The organism is Roseicella frigidaeris, from assembly GCF_003258945.1.
Taxonomy (GTDB): Bacteria; Pseudomonadota; Alphaproteobacteria; order Acetobacterales; family Acetobacteraceae; genus Paracraurococcus; species Paracraurococcus frigidaeris.
Genome location: NZ_QLIX01000010.1, coordinates 138266 through 157549 on the forward strand (window position 1 = coordinate 138266; position 19284 = coordinate 157549).

Genomic DNA, 19284 nt, shown 5'->3' on the forward strand with positions numbered 1-19284 from the left:
CGCCGCCATCGCCCGCCACCTCACCCCAACCCGCCCGAGACCGCGATCGCCTGGCCGGTGATGTAGCCGGCCCGCTCCGAGGCGAGGAAGCCGACCAGGTCGGCCACCTCCTCCGGCCGCCCGGCGCGGCGCGCCGGCACGAGCTGCGCGATGCGCTCCGGCGTCAGCGCCGCGGCGACGGCCGGGCTCTCGATGATGCCGGGCGCGACGGCATTGGCGGTGACGCCGCGCGCCGCATATTCCAGCGAGAGCGACTTCACCGCGCCGATCAGCCCCGCCTTGGCCGCCGCGTAATTCACCTGGCCGCGGTTGCCGATCAGGCCGGAGATCGAGGAGATGGCGATGATCCGCCCCCAGCGCGTGCCGATCATCGGCAGCAGCAAGGGGCGCAGCACGGCGTAGAAGCCGTTCAGCGAGACGTCGATCACGCCGCGCCACTGCGCCTCGGGCATGCCGGCGAGCGGCGCGTCGGCATGCGTGCCGGCATTGTGCACCAGGATCTGCACGGCCCCTCCCAGGGGGCCGTCCCGCGCCGGCAGCCCGTCCAGCGCCGCCGCCGTGGCGGCGATGTCGGTCAGGTCGCAGGCGAAGGCGAGGGCCTGGCCGCCGCCGGCGCGGATCTCCGCCGCCAGCGCCTCGGCCCGCGCCAGCCCGGCATGCGCATGCACCAGCACGGCATGGCCATCGGCGGCGAGGCGGCGGCAGATCGCGGCGCCGATCGGGCTGGCGCCGCCGGTGACGAGGGCGAGGCGCCCCTGCGCCGCCCCCTGTGCCTCCCCTTGCGCCGCCCCCTGTTCCGCCCCTTGCGCCGCGCCGCTCACGGCGCCGCCTCCGGCAGCATCACCGCCGCTTGGCCGGCGAGCAGCACCGTCGCGCCGGCGGCGACCTCGAAGCGGTAGATGCAGCCCCGCGTCTCGGCGGCGAGCGCCTCGGCGGTGACCGCGAGCGGCCCAGGGATGTCGTCCAGCCGCGCGGCCGCCAGGGTCAGCTCGCGCAGGCTGCTGAGGAAGCCCGCGCGCGGCGGCGCCTCCCCGCCATTCAGGGCCCCACCGGTCAGGGCCCCATGCAGCGCCATGGCCTGGAGCGCGAATTCGACACCGCAGACCGCGGGCAGCCGGCCGTCGCGGCGCAGCGGGTTCGCCGGCGCGGCATGCCGCCCGGTCTCGCAGCGGATGCGCACCGCATCCCAGGCCAGCGCCCGGTCGAGCAGGCACATCGCCCCGGCATGCGGCACCAGCCGGGCGATCGCCGCGGCGTCGAGGGGCGGGCTCAGCACGGCGTCAGCTCCAGCGCCAGATGCGCATCCTCGGCCAGCGGCAGGGCGAGGCGCGCCGGCCGCCCGGCGGCCAGTGCCCGCAGCAGCGGCAGGGCGCGCGCCGCCGGGTTCGCCGCCGCCAGCGCGTCCAGCGCGTCGCCCGGCGCATCGCCCGTCGGGGGCGGCGGCGCCGGCTCGGCCTGGAAGCGCGCCGTCAGCAGCGGCCCGGCGCCGGGATCGGGGCGCAGCAGCAGGGCGGCGGCGAAGGCGGGCCCGGTCGGCCGCGCCGCATCCAGCGGCGGCGGCAGCGGCGCGTCATAGGCGCAGAGCAAAACGGGGCGCCGCCGCGCCGCCAGGGCGGTCAGCGCCGCCAGCAGCCCGGCGGCGAGGCTGTCGTCATGCAGGCCGAGGCTGACCGAGGGGGCGGGCGAGCCGGCGGCGATGTGCCAGTAGCCGGCCGGGGCGTTGTGCACCGAGTTGTGGAACTGCGTCGGCGAGAGGGCGACGCCGGCCGGGTCGTGCAGCGCCGTCAGGATGCTGCCGATGATGGCGCCGTCGCCGTTGCTGCAGGCGAAGACGGTCTCGATCCCGGCGCGGTCGGGCGCCGCCGCCGTCGCCTCGGTCGCGGCCGCCAGCGCCAGGCGGATCGCCAGGCTGGTCCGCCGCCGCTCGGTCGGCGGCAGCAGCGCCGGCGGCGGGATGACGGGCTCGGCCGCCTGCCAGGGCGCCTCCCCGGCGAGCGCCGGCCGGCTCGCCGCCCAGCCCGGCAGGCCGGGGCCGAGCAGGCCGATGCCGGCGATGCGGCCGCCGAGCGCGCTCATCCGCGGCCGAGGATCAGGCTGCAATTGCTGCCGCCGAAGCCGAAGGAGTTGCTCATCACCCGATTGAGGCCGGGCGCCGCGCGGTTGGCGATGGCGATGTCGCAGCGGAATTCCGGATCGGCCGCCTCCAGCCCCAGGCAGCCCGGCACCAGCCCCGCCTCCAGGCAGAGCGCGGCGATCACCGCCTCGACGGCGCCCGAGGCGCCGAGCGCATGGCCGGTCCAGCCCTTGGTGGAGCTGCAGGGCACGCCATCGCCGAAGATCCGGTGCACGGCGCGGTCCTCCATGGCGTCGTTGGCCCGGGTGCCGGTGCCGTGCAGGTTCACATAGCCGATCGCCGCCGGCGCCAGCCCGGCCGAGGCCAGCGCCATGCGCATGGCGGCGACGGCGCCCTCGCCCTCGGGATGCGGCGAGGACATGTGGTGGCCGTCGCTGCTGGCGCCGGCGCCGAGCAGGCGGAGCGCCGCCCCCGGGGCCGCCTCCGGCCGTTCCAGCAGGACCAGCCCGGCCGCCTCGCCGATCGAGATGCCGTCGCGGTCGGCGGCGCAGGGCCGGGTCGGGCCGCGGCTCAGCAGCTCGAGCGCGGCGAAGCCGTGCAGCGTCATGCGGCAGAGCGTGTCGACGCCGCCGGCCACGGCGGCATCGACCACGCCGGCGCCGATCAGCGCCGCCGCCTCCATGATGGCGCGGGCGCCGGAGGTGCAGGCGGTGGACAGCGCCAGCGCCGGGCCGCGCAGCCCGAGCCGGGCCCGCAGGTAGCGCGGCAGGGATTGCAGGTCGTGGGTGCGGGCATAGTCGAAATCGGCCGGCAGCGCGCCATCCGGGCCGCGCCGCGCCCAGGCCCGCTCGGTCTCCTCGATGCCGGCGGTGCTGGTGCCGAGCACCACGGCGATGCGCGCGGCGCCGTGCCGCTCGCGCGCCGCCGCCACCGCCGCGGCGAAGCCGTCGCCGGCCAGCGCCAGCTCGGCGAGGCGGTTGTTGCGGCAGGCGAAGCCGGCCAGCGCGGGCGGCAGCGCCACCGCCTCCAGCCCGCGGACGCGGCCGATCCAGAGGCCCTCCGGCATGTCCGGCAGGTCGCAGGGCCGCAGCCCGCCGCGCCGCCCCAGCAGCCCCGCCCGCAGCGGCGCCAGCCCGGGCCCGAGCGCGGTGACGGCGGTGCAGGCCGAGATCGCCAGCGGCGCGCCGGCGCCGGCCATGGCCGCGCCCTCAGCCATCGGCACGGCGCGGCGCCAGGAGCAGGGCCAGCAGGAAGGCGCTCGCCACCCCGACCGAGACCGTCACGCCGATGCCCCGCAGCACGGGGGTCGCACAGAAGGACAGCATCCCGAAGGTCAATAGTGTGGCGACCGCACAGTTCAAGACCGCATCGACGGCCGCCGCCCCGCCCGGGCCGCGCCCACCGGGCCGCGCCGCGCCGCCGAGGAAGAGCGCGTAGTCGGTGGCGAGCCCGGCCAGCAGCAGCAGCGCGGCGAGGTGGAACAGCGTCAGCCCCTCCCCCAGCGCGGCCAGCGCGGCGAGGGTGACGAGCAGGGCGCCGCCGATCGGCGCCGCGACCCGCAGCGCCGGCCCCGCCCCGCCGAGGCCGGCGCCCAGCAGCAGCAGCACCGCCGCGCCGCCGGCCAGCGCCCAGAGCAGCACCGCCCGGGCATAGGCGGCGAGCAGCCCCTCGGTCTCGGCCTTGATGTCGACCAGCAGGATCCGCGGATCGCCGAGCCCGGCGACGGCGCGGGCGATCGCCGCCGGGTCGCGCACCCCCTCGGCCAGGGCGACGCCGCGCATCGCCGCGCCCTCCCCGGCCAGCAGCGGCGAGAGCCGGGCGGCCAGCACCGGCGCCTCGGCGGCCAGCCGCGCCGCGGTGAGCGGCGGCAGGCCGCGGCTTTCGGCGAGGCCGGCGAGGAAGGGGGCGAAGGCATCGGCCCGGAAGGGCAGGCCCCGCATGGCCTCGCGCAGCGCCGCCGCGGCGGCCTCGGGCGCCGGCAGCGCCGCCTGCCGGGCCGCCTGGGTGGCGGCGCTCGGCAGCCAGCGGCTGGGCAGGTCGAGCCCGTCGAGCGCGCCCGCCGGCCCGCGCAGCGGCCCGAGGGCGGCGGCGAGCCGCTCCGAGGCCTGCAGCACCGCCTCCTCCGGGCCGGGGCCGAGGGCGATCAGCAGCCGCACATCCGGCGCGCCGAGCTGCCGCCGCAGCGTGGCGTCGAGCGCCTGGGCGGCGGCGGGGACCGGGCTCAGCCCGGCGATGTCGCGCTGCCAGGCGGGGCCGCCGAGGCCGGCCAGCAGCAGCGCGGCGAGGCCGACCAGCCCGGCCGCCAGCCGCGGCCGGCCGCGCAGCCGGGCGAGGCCGGCGGCGAACGGCGCCGGCAGCGGCCGCGCCGCGATCCCGGCGCCCGGCGGCAGGAGCCGCGGCAGGCCCCAGCGCGTCACCGCCGCCGCCGCCAGCAGCCCGCTGCCGGCAAAGACCCCGAGCTGCACGAGGCCCGGCAAGCCGGAGCCCAGCATGGCGGCAAGGCCGAGCGCGGCGCAGGCGGCGGCGAGGCGGAGCGTCGGCCAGAGCCGCGCCGCGGCCGCCGCCAGCCCCTCCCCCGGCCGTTGCAGCCCGAGCAGCAACAGCGGGTAGTCCACCGCCACGCCGAGCATGGTCATGCCGAAGCCGAAGCTGATGCCATGCGGCGGCCCGCCGGCGAGCAGCGCCGTCGCCGCATAGCCGGCGACGGTGGCGGCGCCGAGCGGCACCGCGACCAGGCCGAGCAGCAGCGGCGAGCGGAAGCGCCACCAGAGGAAGCCGGCCAGCAGCAGGCCGGCGGCGAGGCTGATCAGCTCGACATCGCCGCGGATGGCGCGCGCCGCCTCGCTGGCGAAGACGCCGGGCCCGCTGAGGAGCAGCCGCGCCGGGCCGGGCCGGGCGGCGGCGAAGGCGGCGCGGAAGGCCGCGATCGCCGCCTCCTGCGCCGCGGCATCCATGCCGCCCGCGCCGGCCATGCGGGCGAGCAGCAGGGCGCGCGGCGGCGCGGCGCCACGGGCGAACCAGGCGCCGTCGCGCGTCTCCGGCCGCGCCTCGCCGAGGAAGTCCCGGGCGAGGCCGAGGAAGGCGCCGGTCGGGTCGGCGAAGCCGAAGCGGGCCAGCAGCGGCGAGGCGGCCGAGCGCAGCCCGTCCAGCAGCGCCTGCAGCTTCGCCTGCAAGGCGGCGGTGGTGAAGGCCTCGGGCACGGTGTCCGGCGAGAGCAGGTAGCGGTAGCGGAACAGCAGCTCGCGCTCGGCCTCGGACAGGGTGGTGGTGCCGTCGCCGACGAAGGCGAAGCGCCCGGAGGCGCGCAGCCCCGCCGCGGTCTCGCGCGAGAGGCGGGCGAGCTCGGCCTCCGGCGCCCCCTCGATGCCGGCCAGCAGCAGGGTGGTGGCGGTGCCGCTGCGCAGCTCGCCGAGCAGGAAGGCGGCGGCCGGGCTGCGTCCCTCCGGCAGGAAGCCGAGCAGGTCGGTGCGCAGCCCGAGGCCGAGGCCGAGGCCGGCGCCGAGCGTCGCCAGCAGGCCGAGCACCAGCAGCAGCCGCGTGGCGGGGCGGCGGCGCCGCGCCGCGCCGGCCCCGCCCCCCTCGGCGCCGGTGCTCACGGCTGCGGCGTCACCTGCATGCGGGAGACGCCGCCCTGGCCCTCGGTCTCGACCCGCAGGACCTGCGGGCCGCGGCCGGAGACCAGGATGCGCTGCACCGCCGCCCGGACGCGGAGCGAGCGCGGCACCAGGGTCATCTGCCAGGCCTCCTCCGGCCGGGCGGCGAAGCCGATCTCGTAGTGCCGCTGCAGCGCCGCGAGGTCGCCGGCGAGGGTGCCGCGGATCGCCTCGACCAGCGCGCGCATCTCGGGCTGGTCGTCGAGGTCGAATTCCTGGCGGATGCCGCGGTCCGGCCGCTCATAGACGAGGCGGTCGCCGGCGACCCGCAGCACCTCCTCGATCGGGCTGGTGGTGCGCTTCTCCAGCCGGTCCGGCGCCTGCCAGGCGAGGCGCCCCTCGCTCGGCAGCGGCAGGTCGAGCTCGGGGATGGCCTTGGTCTCGGTGAAGCGGGCCTCCGAGCGGGGGATGGCGGCGAAGCGGCGCAGCAGCGCGGCGAGGCCCAAGGGAGCGGCGGGGGCGGCCGGCTCGGCGGCGGCGGCCGGCCGGGCGAGCAGCGCCGGGACCAGAGCCGGGACCAGGGCCGGGGCCAGGAGCAGGCGGCGCCGCCTCACGCCGCGTCCCGCCGCCAGACATCGTAGAAGTTGAACCAGTTGTAGGGGTGCTCCCGGCAGACCGCCTCGAGGCGCGCGGCGTAGCGGCGGACCCGCTCGGCGACCGCCGCCGCGCGCCCCTCCCGGCCCGGCGGCAGGGGCTCGGCGAAGGGCTCGAAGCGCACCTCGTAGTGCCGCGGGCCGCGCCAGATCCCGAAGGCGAGCAGCACCGGCGCCTCGAGCACCGCCGCCAGCAGGTGCGGCCCGGTCGGCAGCGGCGCCGGGGCGCCGAGGAAGGGCACCTCCAGCACCCGCTCGGCGCGCGGCGCCCGGTCGGCCAGCAGCCCGACCAGCCCGCCGCGCTCGAGGCATTCCCGGGCCCGCAGCATCGCCTCGGCGGTGCCGAGCGGGATCACCGCGGCCTGCCGCGCCGCGCCGCCGAGCGCGTCGAACACCGCCTTCAGCCGCGCCGCATTGGCCTCGTGCATCATCACCGCGAGATCGACCGGGCAGCCGCGGTCGGCGACCAGGCGCAGCGCCTCGAAGCTGCCGAGATGCGCGCCGAGGATGACGCAGCCCTGGCCGGCGGCGATGCGCGCCTGCAGCGCCTCCAGCCCCCGCACCTCGATGCGGTAGCGCGCGGCCTCGCCGGTGACGAGGAAGGCGCGGTCGAGGATGGTGGAGGCGAAGGCGAAGTAGAGGCGGAACAGGTCGGGCAGGCGCGGCGCCCGGCCGAGGGCGCGCGCCAGATAGGCCCGCGCCGCGGCGCGCGGCCGCGGCGAGGCGGCGAGGAAGTAGAGCGCGATTGGGTAGAGCAGGAGGTGGCCCGGCCACCAGCCGACGCGGCGGACCAGCCAGACCATGAAGCGGGCCAGCGCCAGGCTGCCGCGCTCGCGGGCGGTGGTCCATTCCGGCGCCCCCGGCGGGGCGGCCTCGCCCGGCTTCAGCGTGGCGGACATGCGAACTCCCCGCTCAGCACCACGGTCCCGGCACAACGGCAGCGGAAGGCGAGGCGTTCCGGACCGGGCGCCGCGAGCTCGATCTCGACCGCCTGGCCGGGGGCGACGGGGGCGAGGAATTTCGCCCGCAGCAGCCGCCCGGCGCCGATCCCCGCCGCCTGCATCACCGCGTCGAGCAGCAGCACGCCCGGGACGATCGGCCGGCCGGGGAAATGCCCCGGCAGCGCCGGATGCCCCGGCGGCAGGGTGAAGCGGACCGGCGCCGCGCCCGCCGGCATCCCCTCGCCCTCCGCCATCAGCCCCCCTTCTGGGCGGCGTGGCGCATGGCGGCGAGCGCCGGATGCGAGAGCTTGCCGAGCCGGTCGCGCGGCAGGGCCGGCACCAGCAGCAGCGGCCGCGGCAGGAAGAGCGGCTCGACCGTCCGCCGCAGCGCCGCCAGGATCGCCTCGGCGGAGCGGCCGGGGGCGACGGCGAAGGCCATCAGCCGCGCCGCCGGATCGGCGGCGAGGTCCTCCGGCGCGACGAAGGCGCCGTCGACGACGCCCTCGACCTCCAGCAGGCGCCGGTTGAGGTCGGCGAGCGAGGCGCGCCTGCCGCCGAGCTTGATGACGTCGGCGCGGCGGCCGAGCAGGCGGACGCGGCCATCCGGCTGCGGCTCCAGCAGGTCGGCGAGCGCGACCTCGCCGAGGCCGGGGATGCGGGCCGAGTCCGGCCCGATCCCGACGCCGCGATAGGGCAGCCAGTCCGGCTCGTGCAGGCTGCGCCGGCTGGCCATGGAGCCGGCCTCGGTGGCGCCGTAGATCTCCAGCATCGGCGCCCCCCAGTCGCGCTCGACCGCCTCGGCGAGGCCGGGGCCGAGCGGCGCCGTCGCCGAGATGACGGCGGCGAGCAGCGCCGGGGCGCGGCCCTCGGCGAGCAGGGCGCGCAGGTGCAGCGGCGTCGTCACCAGCACCCGCGGCGCCGGGACGCCCTCCAGCGCGTCGAGCACGTCGTTGGGGAAGAAGCTGGCGCCGGCCTGGATCGCCACCGGCGCCCAGAGCGGCAGCATGATGGTGGTCTCGAAGCCGTACATGTGCTGCGGCGGCACGGTGGCGACGAGGCTGGCCGGCGCCGCCGGGTCGTCGAGGCCGAAGCGCTCGGCCGCCGCCTGCGCCGCGGCGACCAGCGCCTCCCAGGGCTTGCGGTGCTCGGTGGGCGCGCCGGTGGAGCCGGAGGTGAAGCCGATGGCGACCACCCGGCGGGCGGGGATGCGGGGCAGCGGCCCGGGCGCGGCGGCCTCCGGCGCCACCGCCGGCACCTGCAACACCGGCAGGCCGGGATCGCCGGCGACCGGCGCATCGGCCAGGACATAGGCGCCGGGATGCCGCTCGGCGAGCGCCCGCAGCCGCTCCGGCGCCGGATCGGCGTTCAGCAGCGTCGCATGGCCGCGCAGCAGCGCCGCGACGAAGCCGACCAGCATGCGGTCGCGCCCGGCGCAGACATTGATCGCCCGCGGCGCGGCGGCGGGCCCCTCGGCAGGCCCCTCGGCGCCCCCATCGGCGGGCAGGCGGCGGGCGAGCGCGGCGGCGGCGGCGAACAGGGCGCCGGCCGTGATCGCCCGGCCGTCCCGCCGGCAGATCACCGAGTCGGGCCGCCGGTCGGTCAGCGGCAGCGTCGCCTCAGGCGCCATGTCGCACCGGGGGCCGCACCAGGGGCCGCAGATGGGGCCGCAGAGGCCCGTGGCAGAGCCAGATGGCGCGCAGCGTGCCGAGCGGCGAGACCGGGCCGAGGCCGGGGAAGCGGCGGCGGCGCAGCGCATGCTCGCCGAGGAAGAGGCCGAGGCAGGCAAGCGGCTGCAGCCGGGCGAGCGGCCCGGCCCCGCCGAGGCCGGCGGCGGCGAGGAAGCCGAGCGCGAAGCCGCCGAGCAGCAGGGCCCAGAGCAGGGTCAGCCGCCGCGTGTAGCGCCCATCGGCATCCGGCATCCCGGCCGCGTCGCAGCGGGCGTAGCGCGAGACCAGCGGCTCGCGGCCCGGGCGCAGCGTCAGGCCGAAGCGGAGGCAGGCGAGAAGGTTGCCAAGGGCGGCGAGCAGCGCCGGCCCGGCCTGGCCGGCGAGGTCGAGCAGCGCCGCCCCGGCCGCGGCCTCCAGCCCGAGCAGCAGGAGGAGGGCGAGGAGCGCCCCGCCCGCGGCGGCCGGACCGCCCGCGGCGCCGCCCGTGCCGGCCCCGATGCCGGCCCCATTGCCGGCCCCATTGCCGGCCATGCCGTCACCGCGCCCGATGCGTCTCGATATACGCCGAGAGGCTGCGCAGCGAGGCGAAGATGCGGTGGTTGCGCTCATCGTCGGACCGCAGCTTCACGTCGTAGGTTTTCGAGACGGCGAGGGCGATCTCCAGCGCGTCGATCGAATCGAGGCCCAGCCCCTGGTTGAACAGCGGCGCCTCCGGCGCGATCTCCTCCGGCGCCACCTCGAGCGACAGGACGGAGACGATCAGCCGGGCGAGATCGAGTTCCTGCGGCAGCAGCGCGGCGGGCGCGGCGATGGTCTCGGATGCGGGAGCGCCGGATGTCATGGAACCGATATCACCTCGAATTCTGGATCGCCGCCCTGCTTGCATCACGGCCAGTTTCTCGATCGTTATCAGAACCTTGGACGGTCTGACAAGGACGGTTCCGCGCCGGCGCCGAAAGCCGGCCCGCGCCCCTGTGCCCGCCCCGCCGCGCCCGGTCCGTGCGCCGGCGCACGGCGCCGTCACGCGGGCGGCGCGGCCGGACCCACGGCCCCCCGCCGCTCCGCCCGCAGCAGCATGTTGGGCAGCGGCGTGCCGGCCCAGCAGGGCGTGACGGTGACGCCGAAGCCGGCCTCCTCCAGCAGGTGGCGCAGCGCCGGCAGCGGCAGCGGACGGATCTCGACGCCGTCGCCGCGCACCCGCCGCCCGAGCCGCTCCATGGCGAAGCCGAGGCGGGCGCGCCAGCCGAGGGACGGATCGAAGGCGCGGATCAGGATGCGCCGGCGCGCCGCCGCGGCGACCCGGGCGAGCAGCGCCCGCTGCGCCGGCTCGGGCATCTGCAGCAGCACGTCGATGAGCAGCACCGTGTCGCAGGCAGGCACCGGGGCGGTGGCGAGGTCGGCCTGCTCGAAGCGCGCCGGCAGGCCGGCCGCGGCCTGGCGCGCCTCGGCGATCTTGCCCGGGTTGCGGTCGAGCCCGACCAGGCGCTCGGCCGCGCCGGCGAGGAGCAGCGCCAGGCCGAGCTGGCCGCGGCCGCAGCCGCAATCGACCACCGCGCCGAAGGGCGTGGCGGCGCCGAGGGCGAGGATCGCCGCGCTCGCCGGGTCGCGCCGTAGCTTGCCGCGCACGAAGCCGCGGGCGAAGCGCGAGGCGCCGGCATAGCGCGCGGCCACCTGCCCGGCGATCGCCGCGAGCGCGGCGGCCGGGAGGGGGCGGAGGGCAGCGCCCGGGGCCTCGGCGGGCAACGTCACGGCGCCCCGTCGGGGCCCGTCGGGCGCTGCGCGACATAGGCGCGGAACAGGCCGAACTGCGCCTCGCAGCCGACGCCGCGGAACCCCGCCTGGCGCAGCGCATCGAGGATGGCGGCGGGCGGCACGCAATGGTCGATCGTGTCCCAGTAGTACTGCATCAGCCGCCGCGCCCCCTCGCCGCCCCGCCGGCCGCCGCCGAGCCGGGCGCTGACCGCCGGCACGACGCGCCCGAGATAGAACCGCGCCGCGGCATAGGCGAGGCGTCCCTCCGGCCGCGCGATCTCGAGCAGCAGCAGCCGGCCGCCGGGCCGCAGCACGCGGCGGTACTCGGCGAAGGCGACGGGCAGCGAGGCGACGTGCCGCAGCGCGTAGCCCATGCTGAGGAAATCGAAGGCCGCATCGCCGAGGGGCAGCGCCTCGGCGCGGCCGGCGACGAGGCGGATCGGCAGGCCGCGCCGCGCCTGCCGCAGCATCTCGGGGCTGAGATCGAGGCCGGTGACCTCGCCCCGGCCGCCGAGGACCCGCAGCGCCTCCCGCGCCACCAGCCCGGTGCCGACCGCGACGTCGAGCACCCGGTCGCCCGGCCGCAGCCCGGCGCGCCGCAGCGCCTGCCGCCGGTACCAGCCGCCCGAGCCGAAGGAGCAGGCGGCGTTGATGCGGTCGTAGACATCGGCCGTCTCGGCGAAGAGGCGGCGCACGAAGGGATCGCGCTCGGCGGCCGTGCCATAGAAGCGGGTGAGCGGCGGATGCGGCGCTGCCGGGCCAGGCTCCGTCATCGTGCCCGCGTCATCCTGCCTGCGTCATCGTGGTGCTGCGGCTCCTGCGCGGGACGGCGGAATCCCCGGACGCGCGAGGCGGTTTTGCCACTTCACCTCGCGGGGCCGCGAAACTACGCTGCGGGCCCAGACGAGGCAATAATGCAACCAACCGGCCCGCGCCCCACTGGTCCGCGCCCCACCGGCCTCTCCTCGATCGGCCCCTCCCCGACCGGTCCTGCCTCGACCGACACCCTCGCGACCGGCGCCGGCACGGCCCCGGCGGCGGGCCGGGCGAAGGGCCTCGCGGCGCTCTATTACGGCATCGCCTTCCATCTCTGCCTGCTCGTCTTCGGGCTGACCAGCCTGGCCTGGAGCCTGCCCGCCGGCCTGCTGCACCGACTGCTGCCGCGGCGCTGGGGCGAGCCGCTCGGCCAGGCGGCGATCGCCACCGGCTTCCGCTTCTTCCTCGGCGTCATGCGGCTGACCGGCGTGCTGCGCGCCGACCTCTCGGCGCTCGACGCGCTGCGGCGGGAGGGCGGGCTGGTCATCGCCGCCAATCACCCGACCATGCTGGATGCGGTGCTGCTGGTCTCGCGCCTGCCGCGCGCCGTCTGCATCACCAAGGCGTCGCTCTGGACCAACCCCTTCCTCGGCGGCGGCATCCGCCTCGCCGGCTACGTCCCGAACGACGCGCCGCTCGGCATGATCCGCCGCGCCGCGACGGCGGTGCAGGGCGGCCGGCAGCTCATGATCTTCCCGGAAGGCTCGCGCACGCGGCAGGCGCCGGTCGATGCCTTCCACCGCAGCTTCGCGGTCATCGCCCGGGCCACCCGGGCGCCGGTGCAGACGGTGCTGATCGAGGCCGAGAGCCCCTATCTGCGCAAGGGCTGGCCGCTGTTCCGCCGCCCCGCCCTGCCGCTCGTCTTCCGCGTCCGGCTCGGCCGGCGCTTCGAGCCGGTGGCCGATCCCGACCGCTTCGTCGCCCGGCTCGAGAGCCATGTCCGCGCCGAGCTCGGCGGAGGATGACGCGGCCGATGCCGGCCCCGCGCCCGCTGGTCCTGATCCCGAGCTACAACACCGGGCCGCTGGTGCTGCGCACGGTGCGGCAGGCGCGCGCCGCCTGGAGCCCGGTCTGGGTGGTGGTGGACGGCAGCACCGATGGCAGCGGGGCGTTGCTCGAGAACCTCGCCCGCGGCGATCCCGGGCTGCGGGTGATCCGGCTGCCGGCCAACCGCGGCAAGGGCGCGGCGGTGCTGGAGGGGCTGCGCGCGGCGCTCGCCGAGGGCTTCACCCATGCGCTCGTCATGGATGCCGACGGGCAGCATCCGGCGGACTGCATCCCGGCGATGCTCGCCGCCTCGCGCGCCGCGCCGGCGGCGATGATCCTCGGCGACCCGCGCTTCGGGCCGGAGGCGCCGCTGGTCCGGCTGCATGGCCGGCGGATCTCCAACTGGTGGGCGCGCGTCGAGACGCTCGGCGGCGGCATCGGCGACGTGCTCTTCGGCTTCCGCGTCTACCCGATCGCGCCGCTGGTCGGGATCATGCGGCAGAGCCGCTGGATGCGGCATTTCGACTTCGACCCAGAAGCGGCGGTGCGGCTCTCCTGGCTGGGCGTGCCGGCCATCAACCGGCCGGTCCCCTGCCGCTACCTGCGGCCGGAGGAGGGCGGCGTCTCGCACTTCCACTACCTGCGCGACAATCTCCGCCTCACCTGGATGCATGCGCGGCTGGTGCTCGGCATGCTGCGGCGCGCGCCCCGGCTGCTCAGGCGTCGCCGGCTGCGGCGTCGCGCGGCACCGCCTGCCGCAGCGACACCGCGCTGAGGCCGCGCCGGGCGAGCGCCTCGAGCAGCGCCGGCAGCACCGCGAGGGCCGGCGTCCCGCGCCGGCCCGGCCGGTCGTGCAGCACCAGGATGTCGCCCTCCCCGAGATTGCGCAGGAGGCGGGCGATCACCCGCTCCGGCCGGGCGCAGGCCGTGTCGTAGCCGCGCCGCGTCCAGGTGACGAGGCGGAGGCCGGCGCGCCAGAGCACCGGGTCGAGCAGCGGGCTGCGGATGCCGGCCGGCGGGCGGAAGAAGCGCGGCGCCTCGCCGGCGGCCGCGGCGATCGCCGCCTGCGCCTGGGCGATCTCCCGCCGCATCGCCCCCGGCCCCCAGGCGCCGAAGCTCAGCGGATGCGAATGGGTGTGGTTCTCGACGCTGTGGCCGCGCGCCCGGATCTCCCGCACCAGGGCGGGATGCCGCTCGGCGAGATGGCCGAGGACGAAGAAGCTGGCCTTGGCGCCGTGCCGGTCCAGCAGGTCGAGGATGCGCGGCGTCACCGCCGGGTCGGGGCCGTCGTCGAAGGTGAGGGCCACGGGCCGCGTCGCGGGGTCGCGCGCCGGCGGCAGGCGGGTGAGGTTCGGGCCGAGCAGGGCGCTGCGCGGCCGCATGCCGAGGCCGAGCAGGGCATGGTTGCCGAGCAGCAGCCCGGCGAGGCCCGGCCAGTCCTGCGGCGAGGCCAGGCCGGCGCCGAGCGCCAGGGCATGCACGAGCAGGGAGGCGCGGATGGCCGGCGCCGGGCGCCAGCCCGCGCCCGCCTCCCAGGCGGCGCCGAGCCCGCCCGGCAGCGGCGCGCCGGCCCTGGCCTCCAGCGCCGCCGCGGCGGCCCCGGGGCCGGGTTCGGTCCCCGGCGGAAGAAGGCGGAGGGGACGCACCGCGCTGACTGCTCCTCGATCCCTGACGCCCCAGGGCCCCGAGGCCTGGAGCAGATCCCGATCGGGTGGACTCACCTGATCGGGTGAAGATGCCCTGAAAACAAAGCCTGGGGCGCTTCTCCTGAACCGGTGTTCAGGGGAGGCGCCCTAGCAGCCCAGGACCATCCGGGCGCCCGCCGCCGTTACACCATGATGATGGCGATCGGAAAGCGGCGGTTCCGCGGCGCCGGCCTCAGCCGCGCTCCGCCCCCAGGGCCTCCGGCATCGCCGGGCCGAGCCCGATCCGGCGCAGCGCGGTCAGCGCGTGATAGGCCGCCTTGAAGGCCAGCACCGGCAGCTCCGCCCGCAGGCTGCCGCGCAGGTTGCCGGCCAGCATGTTCACCACCCCGTCCCGCATCCAGAAGAAATTCGAGGGGGCGAGGAACATCGAGCGCAGCACCGGGTCGTTCACCCGGTAGATCAGCCAGCTGATGCGGTCCATGGCGGCGGCGAGGTCGCGGTTGGTCCGCCGCGCCAGGGCCCGGCCGCGCGCCGGGTCGTCGAGCCAGGCATCGGCGGCCTGCGCCCCGAGCTCGCCGGCGGTCATCGCCATCAGCACGCCGGTCGAGAACATCGGGTCGACGAAGCCATAGGCGTCGCCGATCATGAGGAAGCCGTCGCCGGTCCCGACGCGGGCGCGGTAGCTGTAATTCGCCGTGCTGAAGACCTCGGAGGCCAGGCGGGCGCCGCGCATGCGGGCCGCGACGGTGGGGCTGGCGGCGATGCGCGCCATGAGCAGCTCGGCCGGGGTGCCGCTGCGGCCCTTCCAGGCGCTCTGGTTGCCGACGAAGCCGACGCTGGTGACGCCCCCCTGCAACGGGATGATCCAGAACCAGCCATCCTCGGCGAGGTGGATGCTGATATAGCCCTCGAACTCCGCCTCCCGCCGCGCGACGCCCTCGAAATGCGCATAGGCGGCGGCGGTGTTGTTGTACCTGTTCGCGCTCTTCACCCGCATGCGGCTGGCGAGGAAGGTGTCGCGGCCGGAGGCGTCCAGCACGTAGCGGGCCGCGACGGCGAGGGGCGTGCCATCCTCCCGGCGCGCCCGGACCACCGCCCTCTCCTCCATGCCCTCCCCCGTCCCCTCTGGGGCGAAGTCGATGCCGGTCGCCTGGGTGCGCTGCAGGGCCTGGGCGCCGCGGCGCGCGGCATTCTCGAACAGGATGTGGTCGAACTCGGCGCGCTTCACCTGCCAGGCGAAGGTCCGGTCCCGGTCGAGGGCGCGGGCGAAGGGGAAGGCCTGGCTGCGGCCGGTGCGGTCGGAGACGAACTCGGCCCCCGGCTTGTGCACGCCGATGCGGCCGATCTCGGGCAGCACGCCGAGGCGCTCGAGGATGTCGAGGTTGCGCGGCAGCAGGCTCTCGCCGATGTGGAAGCGGGGATGCGCCTCCTTCTCGAGCAGCACCACCGCCCGGCCCCGCATCGCCAGCATCGCCGCCGCGGTCGATCCCGCCGGCCCGCCGCCGATGACGACGACATCGGCGGCGAGGCGGTCCGGCCCCGCCTCCGGCGCCGCGTCGGTCACGGCGTCATCGTTGCATCGGTGCGCATGCCGGAGTCTCCCCCGGCGGCCCGGCCATGGTCAAGCGGCCGGCGCGGCCCGCCGCTCCTTCATGGCGAAGACGCCGCTGACCCGGGCCACCCGCTTGCCGTCGGCCAGCATCTCCCCCTCGGTGAAGGCGATGCTGCGGCCGAGGCGGGTCACCCGGGCGCGGGTCTCGAGCCAGCAGCCCTCCTTCGGCGGGCCGATGAAATCGACCGAGAGCGTCACGGTCGAGAGCGCGGCGCGCGGCAGCCCGGCCCGCTCCCGCGCGACGGCCACGGCATGCACCAAAGCGAGGTCGGCGAGGCTGGCGACGAAGCCGCCATGCGCGCCGCCCATCGAGTTGCTGTGCCGGTGCTGCACCCGGATGCCGAGCGCGGTGTAGTCCTCGGCCCGGTGCGAGAAGAAGGGCCCGAGCGCCTGGGCATAGGGGCCGCCATGGCTCGCCGGCACGAAGCCGGGCGGCGTCTCGGGGGCGAGGCTGGCGGGCTGGTCCATTCCGGGATCCGTGCGGTTGTGCGCCGCACACTCGCCCGGCCGGGCGGCGCGGTCCAGGGGGCGGCGCGGGCGGGCGCACCCCTTCCCTTCCGGGCGCGGCCGCGCGAAGGTCCCGCCGCGCCGCGAGGATGGCGGCCCAGATAGGGAGGGAAAGCCTGCGTGTTCACCCACATCATGATCGGCAGCAACGACATCGCCCGGTCGAAGGCCTTCTACGACGCCCTGTTCGCGGCGATCGGCGGCAAGCCCGGCACGGTCGATCCGAAGGGGCGCCTGATCTACGTGCATAACGGCGGGCGCTTCATGCTCACCCCGCCGATCGACGGCAAGGCGGCCACCCATGCCAATGGCGGCACGATCGGCTTCGCCATGGCGAGCCCGGCCGAGGCGGATGCCTGGCACGCGGCGGGGGTCGCGCATGGCGGCACCGCGATCGAGGATCCGCCCGGCGTGCGCGAGGGCGCCTCGGGCAAGCTCTACCTCGCCTATCTGCGGGACCCGGACGGCAACAAGCTCTGCGGCCTGCACCGGATGGGCTGATCCCGGCGACACCGCCGCGCAGCGTCGCGGGGGCCCCGTGATCCGCGCCTGATCGAGCGGGCGTCCCAGCCTGCCGCGGCGACCCCGCGGCAGGTCAGGCCGCGGGGTCGATCCGCCGGACGATGGCCCAGGCGCGCTCGGCCATCTCCCGGTAGCGATGGCGGTAGCCGATGGCCCGCGGATCGGCGGCATTGCCGTCGAGCGCCCGCCGCCACACCCCGGCGACGATGGAGGCGAGGCGGAACATCGAGAAGACGACGAAGACATCGAGCGCCGCCGGCACCGGCCGGCGCATCAGCGCGCTGTAGCGGGCGACGAATTCCCGCTCGTCCGGGATGCCGGTGCCGGCGAGGTCGAGCCCGGCGACGCCCGTCACCCCCTCCGGCCCCGGGTCGAAATGGTAGGTGAGGCAGCAATAGCCGAGATCGGCCAGCGGATGGCCGATCGTCGCCAGCTCCCAGTCCAGCACCGCGACGATGCGCGGCTCGGTCGGGTGGATGATGAGGTTGCCGAGCCGGTAGTCGCCATGCGCGATGGTCGCCGGCTCCTCCGGCGGCAGGTTCGCCGCCAGCCAGGCGCCGAGCCGGTCCATCTCCGGCATCTCCTCGACCTTGGCCGCCTGCCATTGCCGCACCCAGAGATCGACCTGGCGCGGCATGTAGCCCTCGGGCCGGCCGAAGCCCTCCAGCCCGGCGGCGCGCCAGTCCACCCGGTGCAGCGCGGCCAGCACGCGCGCCATGTCCTCGTAGATCGCGGCGCGCTCGGCGGGGGGGGCTGCCATCGGCACGCGGTCGAAGAAGATGCGGCCCGGCACGTGGTCCATGACGAAGAAGACCGTGCCGATGACGCCCTCGTCCTCGACCAGGAGGCGCGCCCGCGGCACCGGCACCTCGCTGCCCTCGAGGGCGCGGAGGATGCGGTATTCCCGCTCCACCGCATGCGCCCGCGGCAGCAGCTTGCCGGGCGGCTTCTTGCGCAGCACGTAGTCGCCGGCGCGGGTCGCGACATGGAAGGTCGGGTTGGACTGCCCGCCCTGGAACTGCCGCACCTCGATCGGCCCGTCGAAGCCGGGCAGGTGCTGCGCCAGGTGGCGCGCCAGCGCCGCCTCGTCGAAGCGGTGCCGCTCCAGCACCGGCACCAGCTCCGGCCGGCCGTCGAGCGGCGGGCCGGCGGCGGCTGCGGCCGCGTCCGCGGGCATGGCCTACTCCGCTGCCTGCGCCTCGGTCCTCGGCGGCTTGTACTGCGAGAGCTCCATGCGGGCGAGCTGGTCGCGATGCACCTCGTCCGGCCCGTCCACGATGCGCAGCGTGCGGGCGTAGCGACACATCTCGGCGAGGCCGAAATCGCTGGTGACGCCGCCGCCGCCATGCGCCTGGATGGCGATGTCCACCACCTGGCAGGCCATGTTCGCCGCCGCCACCTTGATGGCCGCGATGTCCTTGCGCGCCACCTTGTTGCCCACCGTGTCCATGCGCCAGGCGGCGTGCAGCGTCAGCAGCCGGCACTGGTCGATCATGATCCGGGCATTGGCGATGCGCTCGCGCATCACCCCCTGCTCGGCCAGCGGCTTGCCGAAGGGCCGCCGCTCCAGCGCCCGGCGGCAGGTCTTCTCCAGCGCCCGCTCCGCCATGCCGATGGCGCGCATGCAGTGATGGATGCGCCCCGGGCCGAGCCGCCCCTGGGCGATCTCGAAGCCGCGGCCCTCGCCGAGCAGGATGTTCGAGGCCGGCACGCGCATGTTCTCGAAGCGCAGCTCGGCATGGCCGTGCGGCGCGTCGTCGAAGCCGAAGACCGGCAGGTGGCGCACGATGGTCAGGCCCGGCGTGTCGCGCGGCACCAGGATCATCGATTGCTGGCGGTGCCGGTCCGGGCTGTCGGGCGCGGTCTTGCCCATGACGATGAAGACGGCGCAGCGCGGGTCGAGCGCGCCGGAGGACCACCATTTGCGGCCGTTGATGACGTAGTGGTCGCCGTCGCGGAGGATGCGGGTCTGGATGTTGGTGGCGTCCGAGGAGGCGACGTCCGGCTCGGTCATGGCGAAGCAGGAGCGGATCTCGCCCTCGAGCAGCGGCTTCAGCCAGCGCTCCTTGTGCTCGGAGGTGCCGTAGCGCTCGATCGTCTCCATGTTGCCGGTATCGGGCGCGGAGCAGTTGAACACCTCGGAGGACCAGCCGACGCGGCCCATGATCTCGGCGAGCGGCGCGTATTCCAGGTTGGTCAGCCCGGCGCCATGCTCGGATTCGGGCAGGAACAGGTTCCACAGCCCGGCCTCGCGCGCCTTCGGCTTCAGCGCCTCGACGATCGGCACCGGCTGCCAGCGGTCCTTGGCCTCGGCCATCTGCTGCCGGTGGACCTGCTCGTTCGGGTAGATGTGCTCGTCGAAGAAGGCGAGGAGGCGGGCGCGCAGCTGCTCGACCTTCTCCGGAAACGCGAAGTCCATGACGTTCTCCCCAACCGTGCCACCGTTCTGGCCGGCAGCCTGACTCAGCGAGGGCGGGGCGGCAAGCGGCCCCTTGCCTTGCGCCGCCGGGCCGG

At 76.7% G+C, this 19284-nt stretch carries 21 protein-coding genes; 3 read left to right on the forward strand and 18 right to left on the reverse strand.

Annotated elements, in window-relative coordinates; all coding sequences use genetic code 11:
• Positions 1-20 precede the first annotated feature (20 nt).
• The 13 genes from fabG to DOO78_RS15005 all read right to left on the reverse strand — a co-directional run bounded on the left by fabG (position 21) and on the right by DOO78_RS15005 (position 11453).
• Complete coding sequence (gene fabG / locus DOO78_RS14950; protein ID WP_111470647.1) at positions 21-821, reverse strand: 3-oxoacyl-ACP reductase FabG; 801 nt, start codon at positions 819-821, stop codon at positions 21-23.
• Complete coding sequence (locus DOO78_RS14955) at positions 818-1276, reverse strand: hydroxymyristoyl-ACP dehydratase (RefSeq protein WP_111470648.1); 459 nt, start codon at positions 1274-1276, stop codon at positions 818-820. The genes fabG and DOO78_RS14955 overlap by 4 nt, the downstream gene beginning before the upstream one ends.
• Entirely contained in the window at positions 1270-2076 is an 807-nt protein-coding gene (locus tag DOO78_RS14960; protein WP_111470649.1) for a beta-ketoacyl synthase chain length factor, read from the reverse strand. The genes DOO78_RS14955 and DOO78_RS14960 overlap by 7 nt, the downstream gene beginning before the upstream one ends.
• Complete coding sequence (locus DOO78_RS14965) at positions 2073-3290, reverse strand: beta-ketoacyl-[acyl-carrier-protein] synthase family protein (protein ID WP_243634562.1); 1218 nt, start codon at positions 3288-3290, stop codon at positions 2073-2075. The genes DOO78_RS14960 and DOO78_RS14965 overlap by 4 nt, the downstream gene beginning before the upstream one ends.
• Entirely contained in the window at positions 3283-5670 is a 2388-nt protein-coding gene (locus DOO78_RS14970) for an MMPL family transporter (RefSeq protein ID WP_111470651.1), read from the reverse strand. The genes DOO78_RS14965 and DOO78_RS14970 overlap by 8 nt, the downstream gene beginning before the upstream one ends.
• Positions 5667-6281, reverse strand: a complete 615-nt coding sequence (locus tag DOO78_RS14975) for a LolA-related protein (RefSeq protein ID WP_111470652.1) — start codon at positions 6279-6281, stop codon at positions 5667-5669. The genes DOO78_RS14970 and DOO78_RS14975 overlap by 4 nt, the downstream gene beginning before the upstream one ends.
• Positions 6278-7219, reverse strand: coding sequence for an LpxL/LpxP family acyltransferase (locus DOO78_RS14980; RefSeq protein ID WP_111470653.1), 942 nt, complete (start codon positions 7217-7219; stop codon positions 6278-6280). Before DOO78_RS14980 ends, DOO78_RS14975 begins: the two co-directional genes overlap by 4 nt.
• Positions 7204-7515, reverse strand: a complete 312-nt coding sequence (locus tag DOO78_RS14985) for a 3-hydroxyacyl-ACP dehydratase FabZ family protein (RefSeq protein WP_111470654.1) — start codon at positions 7513-7515, stop codon at positions 7204-7206. The genes DOO78_RS14980 and DOO78_RS14985 overlap by 16 nt, the downstream gene beginning before the upstream one ends.
• Positions 7515-8888: an AMP-binding protein gene (locus DOO78_RS14990; protein ID WP_123060030.1), complete on the reverse strand. Its 1374-nt coding sequence runs from the start codon at positions 8886-8888 to the stop codon at positions 7515-7517. Before DOO78_RS14990 ends, DOO78_RS14985 begins: the two co-directional genes overlap by 1 nt.
• Positions 8878-9459 carry a hypothetical protein gene (locus tag DOO78_RS26965; RefSeq protein ID WP_165838896.1) on the reverse strand — a complete coding sequence of 194 codons (582 nt, stop codon included), beginning with the start codon at positions 9457-9459 and terminating at the stop codon, positions 8878-8880. The genes DOO78_RS14990 and DOO78_RS26965 overlap by 11 nt, the downstream gene beginning before the upstream one ends.
• Before the next feature lie 4 nt (positions 9460-9463).
• Positions 9464-9769: a phosphopantetheine-binding protein gene (locus tag DOO78_RS14995; RefSeq protein WP_111470656.1), complete on the reverse strand. Its 306-nt coding sequence runs from the start codon at positions 9767-9769 to the stop codon at positions 9464-9466.
• Positions 9770-9948: 179 nt separating this feature from the next.
• Complete coding sequence (locus DOO78_RS15000) at positions 9949-10599, reverse strand: methyltransferase domain-containing protein (RefSeq protein ID WP_165838909.1); 651 nt, start codon at positions 10597-10599, stop codon at positions 9949-9951.
• Positions 10600-10673: 74 nt separating this feature from the next.
• Entirely contained in the window at positions 10674-11453 is a 780-nt protein-coding gene (locus tag DOO78_RS15005; RefSeq protein WP_111470658.1) for a class I SAM-dependent methyltransferase, read from the reverse strand.
• 141 nt (positions 11454-11594) lie between these two features.
• Between DOO78_RS15005 and DOO78_RS15010 the strand changes: the two genes are divergently transcribed.
• Both DOO78_RS15010 and DOO78_RS15015 read left to right on the forward strand, forming a co-directional pair.
• A complete protein-coding gene (locus tag DOO78_RS15010) occupies positions 11595-12461 on the forward strand; it encodes a lysophospholipid acyltransferase family protein (RefSeq protein WP_111470659.1) in 867 nt (288 codons plus the stop codon).
• Between the two features lie 8 nt (positions 12462-12469).
• Entirely contained in the window at positions 12470-13258 is a 789-nt protein-coding gene (locus DOO78_RS15015) for a glycosyltransferase family 2 protein (RefSeq protein WP_207802912.1), read from the forward strand.
• On the opposite strand, the gene DOO78_RS15020 is transcribed toward DOO78_RS15015, so the two are convergent.
• The 3 genes from DOO78_RS15020 to DOO78_RS15030 form a co-directional block, all read right to left on the reverse strand.
• Positions 13200-14129: a polysaccharide deacetylase family protein gene (locus DOO78_RS15020; protein WP_207802913.1), complete on the reverse strand. Its 930-nt coding sequence runs from the start codon at positions 14127-14129 to the stop codon at positions 13200-13202. The two genes, DOO78_RS15015 and DOO78_RS15020, sit on opposite strands and share 59 nt — an antisense overlap.
• 232 nt (positions 14130-14361) lie before the next feature.
• Complete coding sequence (locus DOO78_RS15025) at positions 14362-15693, reverse strand: NAD(P)/FAD-dependent oxidoreductase (protein WP_111470661.1); 1332 nt, start codon at positions 15691-15693, stop codon at positions 14362-14364.
• 57 nt (positions 15694-15750) lie between these two features.
• Positions 15751-16209, reverse strand: coding sequence for a PaaI family thioesterase (locus DOO78_RS15030; protein WP_111470662.1), 459 nt, complete (start codon positions 16207-16209; stop codon positions 15751-15753).
• A gap of 159 nt (positions 16210-16368) precedes the next feature.
• Here DOO78_RS15030 and DOO78_RS15035 point away from each other — a divergent pair, with 159 nt between their 5' ends.
• The gene (locus tag DOO78_RS15035; protein ID WP_111470663.1) at positions 16369-16749 is read left to right on the forward strand and encodes a VOC family protein; all 381 of its coding nucleotides are present in this window, start codon (positions 16369-16371) and stop codon (positions 16747-16749) included.
• A gap of 94 nt (positions 16750-16843) precedes the next feature.
• Here the strand turns inward: DOO78_RS15035 and DOO78_RS15040 are convergent, their stop codons facing one another.
• Together DOO78_RS15040 and DOO78_RS15045 are read right to left on the reverse strand one after the other, a co-directional pair.
• A complete protein-coding gene (locus DOO78_RS15040; protein ID WP_111470664.1) occupies positions 16844-17947 on the reverse strand; it encodes a phosphotransferase family protein in 1104 nt (367 codons plus the stop codon).
• 3 nt (positions 17948-17950) lie between these two features.
• The gene (locus tag DOO78_RS15045; RefSeq protein ID WP_111470665.1) at positions 17951-19189 is read right to left on the reverse strand and encodes an acyl-CoA dehydrogenase family protein; all 1239 of its coding nucleotides are present in this window, start codon (positions 19187-19189) and stop codon (positions 17951-17953) included.
• Positions 19190-19284: the final 95 nt, after the last annotated feature.

What these genes read in the sequence shown, in the direction of transcription:
- DOO78_RS14960 (WP_111470649.1), bottom strand. Translation starts at nt 2,076, where the DNA reads ATGAGCGCGCTCGGCGGCCGCATCGCCGGCATCGGCCTGCTCGGCCCC.
- DOO78_RS14965 (WP_243634562.1), bottom strand. Translation starts at nt 3,290, where the DNA reads ATGGCTGAGGGCGCGGCCATGGCCGGCGCCGGCGCGCCGCTGGCGATC.
- DOO78_RS14980 (WP_111470653.1), bottom strand. Translation starts at nt 7,219, where the DNA reads ATGTCCGCCACGCTGAAGCCGGGCGAGGCCGCCCCGCCGGGGGCGCCG.
- DOO78_RS14985 (WP_111470654.1), bottom strand. Translation starts at nt 7,515, where the DNA reads ATGGCGGAGGGCGAGGGGATGCCGGCGGGCGCGGCGCCGGTCCGCTTC.
- DOO78_RS14990 (WP_123060030.1), bottom strand. Translation starts at nt 8,888, where the DNA reads ATGGCGCCTGAGGCGACGCTGCCGCTGACCGACCGGCGGCCCGACTCG.
- DOO78_RS26965 (WP_165838896.1), bottom strand. Translation starts at nt 9,459, where the DNA reads ATGGCCGGCAATGGGGCCGGCAATGGGGCCGGCATCGGGGCCGGCACG.
- DOO78_RS14995 (WP_111470656.1), bottom strand. Translation starts at nt 9,769, where the DNA reads ATGACATCCGGCGCTCCCGCATCCGAGACCATCGCCGCGCCCGCCGCG.
- DOO78_RS15005 (WP_111470658.1), bottom strand. Translation starts at nt 11,453, where the DNA reads ATGACGGAGCCTGGCCCGGCAGCGCCGCATCCGCCGCTCACCCGCTTC.
- DOO78_RS15010 (WP_111470659.1), top strand. Translation starts at nt 11,595, where the DNA reads ATGCAACCAACCGGCCCGCGCCCCACTGGTCCGCGCCCCACCGGCCTC.
- DOO78_RS15015 (WP_207802912.1), top strand. Translation starts at nt 12,470, where the DNA reads ATGCCGGCCCCGCGCCCGCTGGTCCTGATCCCGAGCTACAACACCGGG.
- DOO78_RS15030 (WP_111470662.1), bottom strand. Translation starts at nt 16,209, where the DNA reads ATGGACCAGCCCGCCAGCCTCGCCCCCGAGACGCCGCCCGGCTTCGTG.
- DOO78_RS15040 (WP_111470664.1), bottom strand. Translation starts at nt 17,947, where the DNA reads ATGCCCGCGGACGCGGCCGCAGCCGCCGCCGGCCCGCCGCTCGACGGC.
- DOO78_RS15045 (WP_111470665.1), bottom strand. Translation starts at nt 19,189, where the DNA reads ATGGACTTCGCGTTTCCGGAGAAGGTCGAGCAGCTGCGCGCCCGCCTC.